Source organism: Candidatus Mycalebacterium zealandia, assembly GCA_014075295.1.
GTDB lineage: Bacteria > Desulfobacterota_D > UBA1144 > Nemesobacterales > Mycalebacteriaceae > Mycalebacterium > Mycalebacterium zealandia.
Window position 1 is genome coordinate 628,187 of record CP046180.1, and the last position, 14,882, is coordinate 643,068.

The window sequence follows — 14,882 nt, forward strand, 5'->3', positions numbered from 1 at the left end:
CCGCGGATGAGAAATAAAAAACATTTTTTCGGCGTCCGCGCGGCGGCTCCGCTCCTTTTCGCGGTTTTTGCCGCCGCTTTGCTGTCCGCCTGTTCCTACGGCGGTGATTTTCGCAGCGACTCCCGTAGCGATTTCCGTCTGCCGGACTTGGACGAGGCTGCCGGTCAGATGCTTATTGTGGGCGTGAGGTGCGAGGTAATTAACGATGAGATTATTTCTCTGCTTTACGATTTGAAGCCGGGGGGCATAATTCTTTTTGATTACGATCTTCCGAGCGGCGGGGCGGAAAAAAGGAACATATCGTCTCCCTCTCAACTCAAAAAACTCATAAAAAATCTTCAGGCTTTGTCGCGGACGGGTCTGTTTATCGCGGCTGATGTTGAAGGCGGAAAAGTGAACCGGTTGAAGCCGAAATACGGTTTTTCTCTTGATATTCCTCCGGCGAAAAAACTCGGCTTTCTGCCAGAATCCGAAACATACAAAGCGGCGGAAAAAATCGCGCTTGAGTTGCGCTCTGCCGGAATCAACTTCAATTTTGCGCCGGTTGCCGATGTTGATATCAATCCGCAAAGTCCGGCAATCGGGCATTTGGAGCGCTCTTTCAGTCGCGACCCGCAGGTTGTGGCGAGCCATGTCGCGCAGTTTGCGCGGGCTCACAGGGAAAACCGCGTAATTACGGCGCTCAAACATTTTCCAGGGCACGGCAGCGCCACCGAAGACACACATCTCGGAGTCGCGGATGTGACCGGAACCTACAACCGCTCCGATGAACTTACGCCTTACCGCCTGTTGATAACGGAAGGATACGACGGCGCTGTTATGACCGCGCACATTATCAACAAAAAACTTGATGATGAGCCCGCGACTCTGTCGCGCAAAATTCTCTCCGGACTTCTCAGGGGCGGGCTCGGATTCAAGGGCGTGATTGTTTCAGATGATATGCAGATGGGCGCGATTGTAAAACGCTACGGATTGGAGCAAGCCGTGATTAAATCAATCAACGCCGGGGTTGATATTGTCATCATCGGCAATCAAATCGGCGAATATGACAAAACCGCCGCCGCCCGCGTGAGAGACGCCATTGTGCGCGCCGTTGAAACGGGAGTTATTCCGAGAAAAAGAATCTACCGCTCATACAAGCGGATAATGGAGATTAAAAAGAGATACGGGATTGTTGAATAGGGGAGAGTTCAAGTCTCTCCTATTATATTTCTTGACATAACAAGTAGACTCCTAAAGAGCCTGCTTGTTCGCTTCAATCAGAAATCCCGCGGCGCTGTAGGGTCTCTGTGATACAAGACTCTTGCGGGGAATAATAGACGGGCTCCAATTTGAAGTGAACAAGTCAAAGCAACGGCGCGTTTCATCGGCGACATATCCATTTCTTTTGCTTCTTCCGTGTTTTCAATTTCTTTTTTAAGTCCTTTGTAACAGCCGATTATTTTTGCCGTGTCTTCAAGGTTGAGTTCACCTTGTTTAGCAAGTTGGGTTTGCATTGCCGATGATATGTGGTCTTCATTCACCGCGAGAACAAGAACTTTGTAGTCGGACAGCAGGTTTTTCTCAACGGCTTCGGAGAAATCAAGGCGGTAAAATTCCTTGCCGTAGGTTTGCTCATCGTCCATTGAGAAATAATCAATATCGTGTTGTTCGGCTTTTGCTTTTGCCGAGTCGGAATAAACTCGCGGGGTGGCTGTCATATAAAGCCGTTTTTTGGCTTTTAGAAAATCGGCGTTGTGTATTTTCGTGAAATACGATTCTTAAAATCCCTCTTTTTCAACCCCTGTTGTGCGGTGTGCCTCATCGCAAATTACAAGGTCAAATTGGGGCGCGCCGAGTTCCTGCGCTTTGGCGACAATTTCTATTGAGTGATAGGTGGAAAAAATGTTTGTTCTGCCATGGGCTTTCTGTTTCAGGTTTTGCGCAAGAATGTTGTGGTCTGTTGTTGGAAATGCGAGGTCGTAAGGGTTGATGCCTTCGATGTTTCCCTTTTCCCCAACTTTGGTATCCGAGCAGACGGCGAAATTGCGCTGTCCTCTGTCTGTTTCAAAAGACCATTCTCTCAACGCTTGAGAAAGAAGAGATATTGAAGGAACAAGAAAAAGGATGTTGCCGTTTTCGGGAACAATTTCTTCGGCGATTTTCAGCGAGGTAAGGGTTTTGCCCGTCCTGCAAGCCATGATGAGTTTGCCCCTGTCGGCTTTCTTAAATCCCTTTGAAACATTTTTTAACGCGTCTTTTTGGTGCGCAAGCAGTTTTTTCTTTCTTTTTCGTGTGGTCTTTTCAGGTTCTTTTATGTTTCCCCATTCAATCGGGCTTTCTCTTAACTCGTTAACACCCCATCTTTGAACTGGTATTCTCTGCCCTTTGAGCGCTTGTTCCGCGTTCACAGACCACTTGCTTGTGGTGGAGATTATTACCCGTTCGGAAAAATCATATCTGCCTGATGTGGTGAAAAATGAGTCAATGTTTTCTTTATTAGTGTTGTATTTTCGTCATAAAAATTGCACTGAATAGCCCACAGAGCCCCGGAGTGCTCTTTTGCCACAATGTCAACTCCGGTGTCGGCTTCTTTTCTGTCGGGGAATTCGTTCCACAGCCACACATCAGAAAATCTGTTTTCATAGAGCGGGTCGTTCAAAAGATACGACTTGCACATTTTTTCAAAGAATTGCCCGTGCTTTACATTATCGTTGGGAAATTCTTCGCGAATCCTCTCCATTGCTTCAATGAAACCCATAAGCCGAGATTATAAACCAATTTGGCATATATTCTCTAATAATTTCTCCCCCTTGACACCCACCGCAACCCTGTTACAATCACCGTTCCTTCCACGCCTTGTTTGCGTGGGAGTTGTTCTTTGACAACTGAATCATAGCTGAGCGAATAAGAAACAACGCGCCATCTTGTTTCGAGTGTTTTTATGCCTCGTGGACAAGATACGCAGGGCTAATGGTGGATGCCTTGGTGGCAGACAGCGATGAAGGACGTAGTAAGTTGCGATAAGCTCCGGGGAGCGGCTAAACACGCTTTGATCCGGAGATTTCCGAATGGGGAAACCTGATCGGGCAAAACCCGATTATGGCGTTGTGAATACATAGCGACGTCAAGCAAACGAGGGGAAGTGAAACATCTCAGTACCCTCAGGAAAAGAAATCAACCGAGATTCTCCTAGTAGCGGCGAGCGAACGGGGAACAGCCTAAACCGTATGAGTGTCAAGACACGGCGTTGCTTATACGGTGTCGTGGGATTCGACTTCAGAGGTTCCGTGAAACCTCTGCGGAAGTTACAAATTCGGAAGTTAGCAGAACCGGTTGGAAAACCGGACCATAGAGGGTGAAAGTCCCGTACGCGAAAACTTTCGAACTTCCGTGTCGAATTCCCAAGTACTCCGGCACACGTGAAATGTTGGAGGAATCCGGGAGGACCACCTTCCAAGGCTGAATATGTGCTGCCGACCGATAGTGAACTAGTACCGTGAGGGAAAGGTGAAAAGTAACCCGATAAGGGTAGTGAAATAGAATCTGAAACCATTTGCCTGTAACCAGTCGGAGGACTATGCCCGGGGCTTGCTCCGGGAATGTCTGACGGCGTGCCTTTTGCCTAATGAGCCGGCGAGTTATTGTCATTGGCAAGGTTAAGCCGATAGAGGTGTAGCCGAAGCGAAAGCGAGTCTTAAACGGGCGACAAGTCACTGGCAATAGACCCGAAGCGAACCGACCTATCCATGGCCAGGGTGAAGCGGAGAGAAAACCTTTGTGGAAGCCCGAACCGTTTAGGGGTGAAAACCTATCGGATGAGCTGTGGATCGGAGTGAAAGGCTAATCAAGGTTCGTGATAGCTGGTTCTCCCCGAAATATATTTCGGTATAGCCTCATGTGATACAACGCGGAGGTAGAGCACTGGTTGGGCTAGGGGGTCGAGAGATCTACCAACCCCAGTCAAACTCCGAATGCCGCGTTGGACAGCATGGGAGTCAGTCCCTGGGAGATAAGTTCCAAGGGGCAAAAGGGAAACAACCCAGACCGTCAGCTAAGGCCCCCAAATCCAAACTAAGTGGTAAAGGAGGTGAGTAAGCATAGACAGCCAGGAGGTAGGCTTAGAAGCAGCCACCCTTCAAAGAAAGCGTAACAGCTCACTGGTCGATGCTTACTTGCGCCTAAAATGAATCGGGGCTCAAGTTTGGTGCCGAAGCTGCGGGTTGTCTGACCGGTTCGCCGGTCGGACAGCGGTAGGGGAGCGTTCCCGTCGGATTGAAGGGTTACCGTGAGGAGGCCTGGACCGTCGGGAAGTGAGAATGCCGGCATGAGTAGCGACAAAAGCGGTGAGAATCCGCTTCGCCGAAAACCTAAGGTTTCCTGGGCAAGGCTCGTCCTCCCAGGGTTAGTCGGGACCTAAGACGAGGCCGAAAGGCGTAGTCGATGGAAAACAGGCCAATATTCCTGTACCACTCAGTCTGAGCGACGGGGGGACGGAGAAGGGCAGGTCATCCGGGTGTTGGATTACCCGGTTTAAGCTGGTAGAGGGAAGGAACAGGTAAATCCGTTCTTTCATTAACCTCGAGAAGCGAATACGAGGGACGCTTTCGCGTCCCACAAAGTGACCAATCCCATGCTTCCAAGAAAAGCCTCTAAGTGTTGACGACTGAGTGCTCGTACCGTAAACGGACACACGTAGGTGAGTAGAGAATACTAAGGCGCGTGAGAGAACTTCGGCTAAGGAACTCGGCAAATTAGCCCCGTAACTTCGGGATAAGGGGTGCCCGCATTACGTGAAGACCTTCTCGGTTGGAGCGGAAGCGGGTCGCAGTAACTAGGCGGTGACGACTGTTTACCAAAAACACAGGGCTCTGCAAAGGCGCAAGCCGACGTATAGGGCCTGACACCTGCCCGGTGCCGGACGGTTAAGGGGACTTGTCATTCCACTTCGGTGGGAGAAGCTCGGAACCGAAGCCCCGGTAAACGGCGGCCGTAACTATAACGGTCCTAAGGTAGCGAAATTCATTGTCGGGTAAGTTCCGACCTGCATGAAAGGTGTAACGATCGCCGCACTGTCTCGGCCGAAGACTCAGCGAAATTGTGGTTCCGGTGAAGACGCCGGATACCCGCTACGGGACGGAAAGACCCCGTGCACCTTTACTGCAACCTGGCATTGGGTTCCGGTGTTGCTTGCGTAGCATAGGTGGGAGTCTCTGAAGCTCCGCTTTAGGGCGGAGTGGAGACACCAGTGAAATACCACCCTTGCAATTCTGGAATTCTAACTTAGGTCCGTTATCCGGATCAAGGACAGTGTCAGGCGGGTAGTTTGACTGGGGCGGTCGCCTCCTAAAGAGTAACGGAGGCGTGCAAAGGTTCCCTCAGCCCGATTGGAAACCGGGCTTCGAGTATAAAGGCATAAGGGAGCTTGACTGCGAGACCGACAGGTCGAGCAGGGACGAAAGTCGGCCTTAGTGACCCGGTGGTTCTGTGTGGAAAGGCCATCGATCAACGGATAAAAGGTACGCCGGGGATAACAGACTAATCTCCCCCAAGAGTTCACATCGACGGGGAGGTTTGGTACCTCGATGTCGGCTCATCGCATCCTGGGGCTGGAGAAGGTCCCAAGGGTTTGGCTGTTCGCCAATTAAAGCGGTACGCGAGCTGGGTTCAGAACGTCGTGAGACAGTTCGGTCCCTATCTGTAGCGGGCGTAGGAAATTTGCGAGGATTTGCTCCTAGTACGAGAGGACCGGAGTGAACGCACCTCTGGTGTATCAGTTGTCGCGCCAGCGGCAGTGCTGAGTAGCTATGTGCGGAAGGGATAACCGCTGAAAGCATCTAAGTGGGAAGCCCCCCTCAAGATTAGATTTCCCGGGACTTTTAGTCCCCTTAAGGTCACTTGGAGATTACGAGTTTGATAGGACGGAGGTGTAAGCACAGCAATGTGTTGAGCTGACCGTTACTAACCGACCGTGAGGCTTCTCCACGGGGCTTGAAAACACTTGAAAAAAAGATGGGTGTTGTTTCTTATTCGCGTCAGTTATGTATTTGGTTTGAAAAAGTCAGTCAAAAACTGAAGATGGATTTGTTTTGAAGCACTATATTGCCGTTTTAGGGATAGTGTTGATGTCAGCAAGTTGCGACGCTAATTTCTTAAACACAATGAGGGAGGAGCCAGACACTCAACTTGTATTGGCTTCAGAACTTCAATGGGAAAAACTTAATCCGGCAAGAGGGGATGGAAGCCCTGATGTCGCTACGTTATGGGGAGACCGTAAAGGCAGTAAAGTGCCAACAGGTTTTCTTGTAAATTTTGTCGATGGATTCAGGTCGCCCCCACATATTCATAATGTGTCGTACAAGGGGGTTGTAATTAGTGGGCTCGTGCATAATGACGATCCAGACGCTGAAAATATGTGGATGCCTGCCGGGTCTTTTTGGACACAACCGAAAGGCGAAGTTCATATAACGGCGGCTAAAGGGAAAACCAACATTGCGTTTATTGACATTGAAAGCGCTCCTTATTTGGTAATGCCTACGGAAAAAGCATTTGACAGCGGCGAGAGACCTGTAAATGTAGATGCTTCAAACATCGTATGGATAGACTCTGACGATTCCAGTCTGATAGATGGGAACGGTGTTGAAGTCGCATATTTATGGGGAAAGTTCGGCTCAAATCAAAAGAACGGCACGCTTATTAAATTGGCATCAGGTACGCGGGCAAAACTCAGCAGTTCAGGAAAGAGTCTTAAATTGGTAGTGATTAGCGGTAAAGCCGGTTTGAATAGCAGTACGAAAACGCTCCCGTCCGGGAGTTACTTCGGTTTCAAAGGTCAATCAAAACATGGAATTAGTTGTGAATCCAAAGGTGATTGTCTTTTTTATATAAATTCAGAGGGAACCTATAAGTTCAAGGAGTGAATATTACTAATTAAGTTTCGGGGACACAATATTTAATTCATCCTAACTTTTAAGCATTGCGCCACTTTACTTGCCGATTGCCATCTCGTTAGCGTTGTGTTCCCATAATTTCTTTTGTTTACTCTAACGCAGATCTTTTGTTTACTATTAAAAAAATTAAAACAGTTTGATTTTGCAGGCTGAGAGGATTTGAATATGAGAAAACTGCTTGTTCTTTTGCTGATTTTACTTGTTGCGCCTTTTGTTCAACCGGCGAGCGCGACGGAAGGTCCTTACATTGGGCTGGATGCCGGTCTGTCCATTGCGCCGAGTGTTGAGTTTAACAATTTCAATAGAGGCATTCCGTCCCGATGCGACTTGCATTATAGCGGTCAGAATGGATTTCTTGCGGGTGTAAATTCCGATGCGCAAGAGACGGCTTTCCGTGATGATGCAGGAACTCCCAGTTGTACCGGTTTCACCGGTAGTCGGTGGGAAAATGAGTTTGACTCAAGTGTGGGCCATACTATCGGAGTAACGGCGGGATATTCACGCATTCTGGGGATTCCCATAAGGGCGGAGGTTGAGTATCTCTACCGCAGTAACGACTTTGATGAACGTTCTGAAACTACTTTTATGGGATCGAAGGCTGCTGAGTTTGACCCCGCTTTTGGCGGACAAGTATTCGGACGACTCAGCGATATTCAGTCACATAATGTTTTCGCCAATCTGTATTACGATTTCCACACCGACTCAAAGTTCACGCCATATGTGGGAGGCGGAGTCGGGTGGTCAAAAACAAAAGCCAATTTGCTCAGTTTCTTTCAGAGGAATAACAACGGAGACACTCCTGACCCAACTGCAAATGATGGACACCCGACGGGTGGACCCTGCGCCGCAGGCGATGACCCGACAGCTAATAATGACTGTGTGCTTGAAGACCTTGAGGGAACCGTAAGTTCTTCAAGCAGAACCCACGAAGATGGCCTGCTTGGATTTCAGGTTGTTTTAGGGTTTGACTACGCTCTGTCAGAAAAGTTATCCGCCGGACTGAAACTCCGCTGGGCTTACTTCAGCGAACTTGAAGGCGACCCTGAAACATGGGACGTTATCAGAGACCACGCTTCAACCGTAAGTCCGCAGGCTAACCCGAATTTGGGCGGCAGAAGCAACACCGTAACATACACATCCGAAACGGATGACTTGCAGTTGTGGGGAGCGGCGCTGAGTTTGAAATACTACCTCAACTGATACGGGCGTACGGGCTTTGAAAAAAGTCTTGTTGATTGTTCTTGTTGTGCTAATCGCGGCGGCGGCATATTTCATTGTCGCAAAGCCGCGGATTGAAATCCACATTACTGAAGAACAGATTCAAACCCGTCTGGAAAAGCAGTTTCCCTACGAAAGAAGGCATCTGCTTTTTTTCAAAACAGTTTTTTCCGAACCGCGCGTGCGGCTTGAAAAAGGAAGTGGTTTTATCGGAGTTGGTTGTTCAATTTCCATTTTTTTGACGGGCGTTGAGACTTTGAAGAGCAAAGTTTACGCGGAAACTGACATTCATTACGATCCCAAAACGGGCTCCGTCTATCTAATCAATCTCAAATTGAAAAAGTTTGAACTTCAGGGGCTTCCGGCGGAAACTGAAAAGATTATCCGTGAGATTGTAGGCGAGGCGTTGCTGGAGATTTTCACAATAAAACCGGTTTATCAATTGGATAAAGCCGGCAGGACAGGCAGAATAGCCCACGCGATTTTCAAGGATATAAAAATAACGGACGGTATGATGGCTCTTGTTTTTGGCTTGTAGAGATGTTTTCAGCGGCTCTTATTGTCTGTGTTTAAACCTTTGATTGATAAAGTCCTCCTTCGGTCTGCTCAATAAGTCCTTCTATTTCAAGTTCAAGTAGAAAAGTGGAAACTGAAGATACGGGGCTTCCGGTTTTTTCCGCTATTTTGTCAATGTGGAGCGGTTCCCGGCGTGTTAACTCAAGAAGTTTTTTTCTTCTCTTCAGACAGCGAGGCGAATTTTTTACTGTTCTGAGCGGATGTGTCATCCGTCCTGTTTTTCAGATGTTTTATAAGAGGAATCTCTTCTGTTATGTCGCTTATATTTTCAACCAGTTTCGCGCCTTTCTTGATAAGGGAGTTTGTTCCCCCGCTCATTTTTTCTCCGATTCTGCCCGGTACGGCAAACACCTCTCTGCCATGTTCAAGTGCAAGATTTGCCGTTATCAAAGACCCGCTTTTGTTTGACGCCTGAATTACCACCGTGCCAAGTGAAAGCCCGCTTATGACTGAGTTGCGTTGGGGAAAATTTGTTTTGTCGGGCTCGGTTCCAAGCGGGAAAGCAGAAATAACGGCGCCGTTTTTCGCGATGCTGTTGTAGAGTTCGTGATTTTCCGGCGGGTAGATGAAGTCAAGTCCGCTTCCGAGTACCGCGACCGTGCGCCCGCCCGCGTTTATAGCCGCTTTGTGAGCCGAGGAGTCTATGCCTCTTGCCATTCCGCTTACGACACAAACTCCAACCGCCGCAAGTTCCGAGGACAGGAATGTGGCTGAATCCGTTCCGTATTTTGACGGGGAACGCGAACCCACTATCGCGACCGAGAGCAAGTCCCGCTTTTTTATCTCGCCGAAAACATAGAGAACCGCGGGCGCGGAATAAATTTGTTTAAGGTTTTCCGGGTAGCGGTCATCCGAAAGAGTAAGAATTTCAAAATCCCGCTTCCGGGCTTCAGAAATCTCTTTTTCCACCTTTTGCCAGTCGGAAAAGTTTTTGACAATTTTTTCAGTTTCCGGGCCGATTCCGCCAATTCGCGCAAGAGCGCCCGGCGTTCGCGCCTGTTTGAAAACGTTTTCCGCTGAGCCGCACCCCTCAACCAGACGGCTGATGAGAACATCGCCGAGCCCTTTGATAAAACTTAGAGCGATAAAACAAGATTTCTCGTCCATTGTTCAGAAGCCGATATAATAACCAATAAGATGGAATTGGTAATAATCATTGCCCTGATATTGGTTCTTGCCGGTGTTGGCTTTCTACTATATGGCAAGTTCGGGGAGAACTCTGAGCTTAGAGTCGGAATTGCCCAACTGGAAACCAAAATTGCCAGCGAACGCGAGGCGCACAAGAGGGAGATTAGCACTCTGAAAGACGGTGGACAGAATCTCAGTACGCTCAGTAATATTTTAACTCCTTTGCAGAATCAGATAGGAACTTTTAAAGATACCTTTACCACTACGAACGATAATTTTTCCGGCAAATTCGGAGAATTGAAAAACCAGATTACAGATCTCAAAACAATGAACACGACTCTTGGTGAAGAGGCGCAAAACCTTACAAATGCGCTCAAGGGCGATACCAAACAGCAGGGGAACTGGGGTGAGTTTGTGCTTGAAAAGACGCTTGAAATATCGGGTTTGCGCGAAGGCAGGGAATACGAAGCGCAAAAGTCTGTTCCTGACGCGAAGGGCGGAAGGCGGGTTCTTGATGTGATTGTTCACCTACCTGATAAAAAGGACATTGTAATTGATTCAAAGGTGTCTCTTAGTGACTATACGCAATACTGCTCGGCGGAAACCGAAGAGCAAAGGGCGGATTTTCTAAAAAAACACATCGCCTCAGTTGAGAGGCACATAAGTGAGTTGAGTGCGAAAAACTATCAGGGGTCGCCCGGTGTTCGCACTCTCAATTTTGTGATGATGTTTATTCCCGTTGAGCCCGCTTACATTCTCACGGTCAACGAAGAGAGGAACATTTTCCAAAAGGCGTTTGATAAAAATATTGTGCTTGTCTGTCCGTCAACACTACTTGCCGTCTTGCGCACCATTCACAGTTTGTGGCAAATGGAAGACCGCAACGCGAATGCACAGGAAATCGCCGAGGAAGCCGGAAAACTTTATGACAAATTCGCCGGTTTTGTATCGTATATGGACAACCTTAGAAATCAGTTGGGTACTGCGACTAAAACCTTTGAAAACGCTTATAACTCACTTTCAACGGGAAGGGGCAATATCGTGGGCAGAGCCGAAAAGATGAAACAACTCGGCGCGAAAACGACAAAGTCTCTGCCTACGCAGATTGTTGAAGATTCTGCCGATGAAGAAGATTTGGATGTGGAAAAGGTTGAGGAGAAACGCCCGGTATGAGCCACAAAAACGAAAAGTTTTCATTTCTGTATTATCTTGCAGACCGTCTCAGCGGCCCGCTTGTCGCCGCCACGCTTGTCGGCTGTCTGCTGTCGGGCAAATTAGAGATGAGCCACATTGTGCTATTTTCCATCGGGCTCATCTTGTTTTTTATTTCATACATTCACGACATACGGCATCACTAGAATATGCCAAGCCATTTTGTTCTGAGGTTGTGACAGCGCGCGAGTTGCGCCGCATAGGATTTTTTGTTCTTCTCCACCTTTCGCGCGGTTTTAATCAGCCATTCCTTTTTTTTGTAAGTTCCTTTACGGTATCCCGTCCATCCCTCGTGGTAGGCGAGATAAAGATTATAGGCGTCATTCTTTTTTATTCCGAGCGTCCGCACGCTTTTGTTGTTATACCATCCGATAAAATCCACGGCGTCTTTGAAATCCGACCGGCGCGTCATCAATCCGCTTTTCCCCGTCTCTTTCAAATACTGCTCCCACGTCTTGTTGACCGCTTGCGAGTATCCGGAAGCGGATGAAACCCTTTTCCATGGAATAATCCGGAGGATTTTTTTCCTCGGCTGTTTTGCTCTTTTTCTGAAACTTGATTCCTGACGAATGAACGCCATGCTTACCGGTATGGGCACGCCCCATTTTTTCTCCGTTCTTAAAACGTCTCCATACCATCCCCGTTTCTCTTTGAGAATTGAGCACGCATTGTTGAGGTCCGGCGGAACGTAGGAGCCGATGCAGCCGGTGAGAGGCAAAAGCACAATCAGTACAAGAAACCGCCGCATGGGTTTTATTTTCCCCACGCTCCGCCGCCCGGAGTTTCCACTCTTAGGATGTCTCCTTTACGCGCCTTAAAACTTTGTTTGGGTTTGAGTTCGGTTTTCTTTCCGCCGCGAATCAGAAAATTCTTTCCGCTTTTGCCTTTTTCACCGTCCCCTATCGCCCACGGGCGGTATTTTCTCCTTTCGGTGATGATTGAGACCGCGGCCTGCTCAAGAAATCTGTATTCCCTCACAATGCCGTTACCGCCGCAAAACTTTCCCTTTCCACCTGAGTTTTTCCGGATGGAATAAGACTCAATGCGCACGGGCAATTCTCTTTCAATCGCTTCTATCGGGGTGTTGAGCGTGTTTGTCATATGAGTCTGCACGGCGGACACACCATCCGCTCCCTGTCTTCCGCCCATGCCGCCCCCGATTGTTTCGTAATAAACAAATTCCCGCTCGTTGCGTCCACCACCGGAACCGAAGGTTATGTTGTTCATCGTTCCGGCGCTCGCCGCCTGTATTTTCTCAGGAACCGCTTTGGCGAGCGCGCCGAAAATCGTGTCCGCGACCCTTTGCGAGGTCTCCACATTGCCCGCCGCTATGGCGCTCGGATAACGGGCTTTGAGCAAAGAGTTTTCACCTGTAACAATTTTGATTGCTCTCAATGGGCCCGAATTAAGCGGAATATCGTCCGGCGCGAGGCACTGAAAGGCGTATAGAACCGCCGAAGTGGTAACGCTGAAAGGCGCATTCACGCACCCTTTGACCGGCGGTGAACTTCGCGACAAATCAACAACGGCTTCATTTCCGCTGATGTTCACCGTAGCCTTCACGGGGATGCTTTTTGTTCCCATGCCGTCATCGTCCAGAAAATCCGTGAATTTGTATTCACCGTCCGGAATCTTCATTATGGCTTCACGCATCATTTTTTCGGCATAATCAACAAGCCGCTCCGCCGAATTGCAAATGGTTTTGACCGAGTATTTTCGCGCCGTTTCACGCAACCGCTTCGCGCCCGTTTCAAGCGCCGCTATTTGAGCGTTCAGGTCTCCAAACCGCTCTTGGGGATTTCTCATTCCGGCAACGAGTTTTTTCAGGAGGCGTTTGTCCGGCTTCCCCTTTTTTTCTATACGGGTTGGCGCGATTATTATTCCCTCTTCGTCTATTGAGGTGGAAAGCGGCATTGAACCGGGTGTTTTGCCCCCGACATCTGTATGGTGGGCGCGCGCCGCTATATAAAAATACGGCTTGCCGCCGATAAAAACCGGAATAACGCAAGTGATGTCCGGAAGGTGTGTGCCGCCTTTGAACGGGTCATTCAGTATGAAAATGTCTCCATTTGATATTTCGCGCTCTTCAAGAACGGCGGCGACCGAAAAGGACATTGAGCCGAGATGAACCGGAATGTGCGCCGCCTGCGCTATCATTTCCCCTTTTGAGTTGAATATGGCGCATGAGTAGTCGCGCCGCTCTTTTATGTTTGGTGAGAAAGACGAACGCATCAGGCGCGTGCCCATCTCTTCGGCTATTCCCGAAAGTATGTTGTTGAAAATGTCCAGTTCAAAGCGGTCAGGTGACGGCATTTGCTTTATCCTACAAAAAAAAGCGCCGCTTTTACACGGCGCTTTTTTATTCCCGTTTCATTTTTCAATCAAACGTCAAAGTAGAGAATAAACTCCTGTGGAACGGGTCTCAGCCGAATGGGGTTGACCTCATTTTCCATCTTGTAGTCTATCCATGTTTTTATCAGGTCTTCATCAAACACTCCGCCCTTGAGAAGGAAGTCATGGTCTTTTTCAAGTGATTTCAACGCCTCTTCAAGAGATGCGGGAACCGAAGGAATGTTTTCCAACTCTTCGGGTCCGAGCGCGTAGATGTCTCTGTCCATCGGGTCGCCGGGTTTGATTTTGTTCTCAATTCCGTCAAGACCTGCCATCAGCATTGCTGAAAAAGTCAGATACCCGTTGCATGAAGGGTCGGGGAATCTGCACTCAATCCGCTTTGCCTTGGGGCTCGGAGAATACATCGGTATTCTCACCGCCGCGCTTCTGTTCCTTGCCGAGTAGGCGAGGTTGACCGGCGCCTCAAAGCCCGGAACAAGCCGTCTGTATGAATTCGTGGTTGAGTTGCTGAAAGCGCAAATCGCACGCGCGTGTTTGAGTATGCCGCCTATGTAATGCATTGCGGTTTCACTCATTCCCGCATATCCGTTGCCCGCAAACAGAGGTTTGCCTTTCTTCCACAGCGACTGGTGAATGTGCATCCCGGAGCCGTTGTCATCAAACAGCGGTTTGGGCATAAAGGTCACCGCTTTGCCGTGTCTGCGAGCGACATTGCGACAGATGTATTTATACCACATCATCTGGTCGCCCATTGTCATAAGCGGTGCGAACTTCATGTCAATCTCCGCCTGTCCGCCTGTCGCGACCTCATGGTGGTGAGCCTCAACAACAATTCCCATTTCCTGCATAACGGAAACCATTTCAGATCGGAGGTCGTGGTGGCTGTCAGCCGGAGGAGTGGGGAAGTACCCTTCTTTGTGCCTCAGTTTGTATCCGAGGTTGGGGAAATCATCACTTCCGGAATTCCAGATTCCCTCATCGGAATCTACAAAGTAGTAGCCGGAATTGGCTGTTTGGTCGTAACGGATGTCTTCAAGAATGAAAAACTCAAGTTCCGGACCGAAATGAGCCGTGTCCGCCATACCCGTGCTTTTCATATACGCTTCGGCTTTTCCCGCGATGTTTCTGGGGTCGCGTGAATAGGGCTCTTTTGTAATTGGGTCAACTATGTTGCACAGAATAACAACTGTGGGTTTTTCCATAAAAGGGTCAAGCCGGACGGTCGCGGGGTCGGGCACGGTGAGCATGTCGCTCGCGTTGATTGTTTTCCAGCCCCTTATGCTTGAGCCGTCAAACCCCATTCCCTCTTCAAAAGCGGATGCGTCAAATTCGGACGCCGGAACGGTGAAATGCTGCCACATTCCGACAAAATCAAGAAATCGCAGATCTATGTATTCCGCCTTGCTGCTTTTGATGAACTTGACCGCTTTCGCTATCTCAGCCTTGTTGGTGTCAATACGGCTCGGA

General features: G+C 48.9%; 14 protein-coding genes and 1 rRNA gene. 7 read left to right on the forward strand and 8 right to left on the reverse strand.

Annotated elements, in window-relative coordinates:
* Window positions 1-6: 6 nt before the first annotated feature.
* Window positions 7-1,182, forward strand: a complete 1,176-nt coding sequence (locus GKS04_03065) for a glycoside hydrolase family 3 (protein QMU56153.1) — start codon at window positions 7-9, stop codon at window positions 1,180-1,182.
* Between the two features lie 77 nt (window positions 1,183-1,259).
* Here the strand turns inward: GKS04_03065 and GKS04_03070 are convergent, their stop codons facing one another.
* The 3 genes from GKS04_03070 to GKS04_03080 are packed head-to-tail and all read right to left on the reverse strand — an operon-like array spanning window position 1,260 to window position 2,740.
* Window positions 1,260-1,700 (reverse strand): hypothetical protein, encoded by a 441-nt coding sequence (locus GKS04_03070; protein ID QMU56154.1) that lies wholly within the window; start codon window positions 1,698-1,700, stop codon window positions 1,260-1,262.
* A 60-nt stretch (window positions 1,701-1,760) separates the two neighbouring features.
* Window positions 1,761-2,390, reverse strand: a complete 630-nt coding sequence (locus tag GKS04_03075) for a hypothetical protein (protein QMU56155.1) — start codon at window positions 2,388-2,390, stop codon at window positions 1,761-1,763.
* Between the two features lie 26 nt (window positions 2,391-2,416).
* The gene (locus tag GKS04_03080; GenBank protein QMU56156.1) at window positions 2,417-2,740 is read right to left on the reverse strand and encodes a hypothetical protein; all 324 of its coding nucleotides are present in this window, start codon (window positions 2,738-2,740) and stop codon (window positions 2,417-2,419) included.
* A gap of 190 nt (window positions 2,741-2,930) precedes the next feature.
* Between GKS04_03080 and GKS04_03085 the strand changes: the two genes are divergently transcribed.
* The 4 genes from GKS04_03085 to GKS04_03100 all read left to right on the forward strand — a co-directional run bounded on the left by GKS04_03085 (window position 2,931) and on the right by GKS04_03100 (window position 8,685).
* A 23S ribosomal RNA gene (locus tag GKS04_03085) occupies window positions 2,931-5,965 on the forward strand.
* Between the two features lie 139 nt (window positions 5,966-6,104).
* Entirely contained in the window at window positions 6,105-6,899 is a 795-nt protein-coding gene (locus tag GKS04_03090; GenBank protein ID QMU56685.1) for a DUF4437 domain-containing protein, read from the forward strand.
* Window positions 6,900-7,094: 195 nt separating this feature from the next.
* On the forward strand, window positions 7,095-8,129 hold the full coding sequence (locus GKS04_03095; protein QMU56157.1) for an outer membrane beta-barrel protein: 1,035 nt from the start codon (window positions 7,095-7,097) through the stop codon (window positions 8,127-8,129).
* Window positions 8,130-8,145: 16 nt separating this feature from the next.
* On the forward strand, window positions 8,146-8,685 hold the full coding sequence (locus tag GKS04_03100; GenBank protein ID QMU56158.1) for a DUF1439 domain-containing protein: 540 nt from the start codon (window positions 8,146-8,148) through the stop codon (window positions 8,683-8,685).
* Window positions 8,686-8,716: 31 nt separating this feature from the next.
* On the opposite strand, the gene GKS04_03105 is transcribed toward GKS04_03100, so the two are convergent.
* Both GKS04_03105 and dprA read right to left on the reverse strand, forming a co-directional pair.
* Window positions 8,717-8,932 carry a helix-turn-helix domain-containing protein gene (locus GKS04_03105; protein QMU56159.1) on the reverse strand — a complete coding sequence of 72 codons (216 nt, stop codon included), beginning with the start codon at window positions 8,930-8,932 and terminating at the stop codon, window positions 8,717-8,719.
* Entirely contained in the window at window positions 8,865-9,830 is a 966-nt protein-coding gene (gene dprA / locus GKS04_03110) for a DNA-protecting protein DprA (protein QMU56160.1), read from the reverse strand. Before dprA ends, GKS04_03105 begins: the two co-directional genes overlap by 68 nt.
* 30 nt (window positions 9,831-9,860) lie before the next feature.
* Here dprA and rmuC point away from each other — a divergent pair, with 30 nt between their 5' ends.
* Together rmuC and GKS04_03120 are read left to right on the forward strand one after the other, a co-directional pair.
* Window positions 9,861-11,024: a DNA recombination protein RmuC gene (rmuC, locus tag GKS04_03115; GenBank protein QMU56161.1), complete on the forward strand. Its 1,164-nt coding sequence runs from the start codon at window positions 9,861-9,863 to the stop codon at window positions 11,022-11,024.
* On the forward strand, window positions 11,021-11,209 hold the full coding sequence (locus GKS04_03120) for a hypothetical protein (protein QMU56162.1): 189 nt from the start codon (window positions 11,021-11,023) through the stop codon (window positions 11,207-11,209). The genes rmuC and GKS04_03120 overlap by 4 nt, the downstream gene beginning before the upstream one ends.
* Here GKS04_03120 and GKS04_03125 read toward each other — a convergent pair.
* The 3 genes from GKS04_03125 to glnA form a co-directional block, all read right to left on the reverse strand.
* The gene (locus GKS04_03125; protein QMU56686.1) at window positions 11,206-11,811 is read right to left on the reverse strand and encodes a hypothetical protein; all 606 of its coding nucleotides are present in this window, start codon (window positions 11,809-11,811) and stop codon (window positions 11,206-11,208) included. The two genes, GKS04_03120 and GKS04_03125, sit on opposite strands and share 4 nt — an antisense overlap.
* Before the next feature lie 5 nt (window positions 11,812-11,816).
* Window positions 11,817-13,376, reverse strand: a complete 1,560-nt coding sequence (locus GKS04_03130; GenBank protein QMU56163.1) for a hydantoinase B/oxoprolinase family protein — start codon at window positions 13,374-13,376, stop codon at window positions 11,817-11,819.
* A gap of 68 nt (window positions 13,377-13,444) precedes the next feature.
* Window positions 13,445-14,851, reverse strand: a complete 1,407-nt coding sequence (gene glnA / locus GKS04_03135) for a type I glutamate--ammonia ligase (GenBank protein ID QMU56687.1) — start codon at window positions 14,849-14,851, stop codon at window positions 13,445-13,447.
* Window positions 14,852-14,882: the final 31 nt, after the last annotated feature.

Excerpts from the sequence above, each read along its gene's own strand:
- GKS04_03065 (QMU56153.1), top strand. The coding sequence starts at position 7 with ATGAGAAATAAAAAACATTTTTTCGGCGTCCGCGCGGCGGCTCCGCTC.
- GKS04_03070 (QMU56154.1), bottom strand. The coding sequence starts at position 1,700 with ATGACAGCCACCCCGCGAGTTTATTCCGACTCGGCAAAAGCAAAAGCC.
- GKS04_03080 (QMU56156.1), bottom strand. The coding sequence starts at position 2,740 with ATGGGTTTCATTGAAGCAATGGAGAGGATTCGCGAAGAATTTCCCAAC.
- GKS04_03090 (QMU56685.1), top strand. The coding sequence starts at position 6,105 with ATGTCAGCAAGTTGCGACGCTAATTTCTTAAACACAATGAGGGAGGAG.
- GKS04_03095 (QMU56157.1), top strand. The coding sequence starts at position 7,095 with ATGAGAAAACTGCTTGTTCTTTTGCTGATTTTACTTGTTGCGCCTTTT.
- GKS04_03105 (QMU56159.1), bottom strand. The coding sequence starts at position 8,932 with ATGACACATCCGCTCAGAACAGTAAAAAATTCGCCTCGCTGTCTGAAG.
- dprA (QMU56160.1), bottom strand. The coding sequence starts at position 9,830 with ATGGACGAGAAATCTTGTTTTATCGCTCTAAGTTTTATCAAAGGGCTC.
- rmuC (QMU56161.1), top strand. The coding sequence starts at position 9,861 with ATGGAATTGGTAATAATCATTGCCCTGATATTGGTTCTTGCCGGTGTT.
- GKS04_03120 (QMU56162.1), top strand. The coding sequence starts at position 11,021 with ATGAGCCACAAAAACGAAAAGTTTTCATTTCTGTATTATCTTGCAGAC.
- GKS04_03125 (QMU56686.1), bottom strand. The coding sequence starts at position 11,811 with ATGCGGCGGTTTCTTGTACTGATTGTGCTTTTGCCTCTCACCGGCTGC.
- GKS04_03130 (QMU56163.1), bottom strand. The coding sequence starts at position 13,376 with ATGCCGTCACCTGACCGCTTTGAACTGGACATTTTCAACAACATACTT.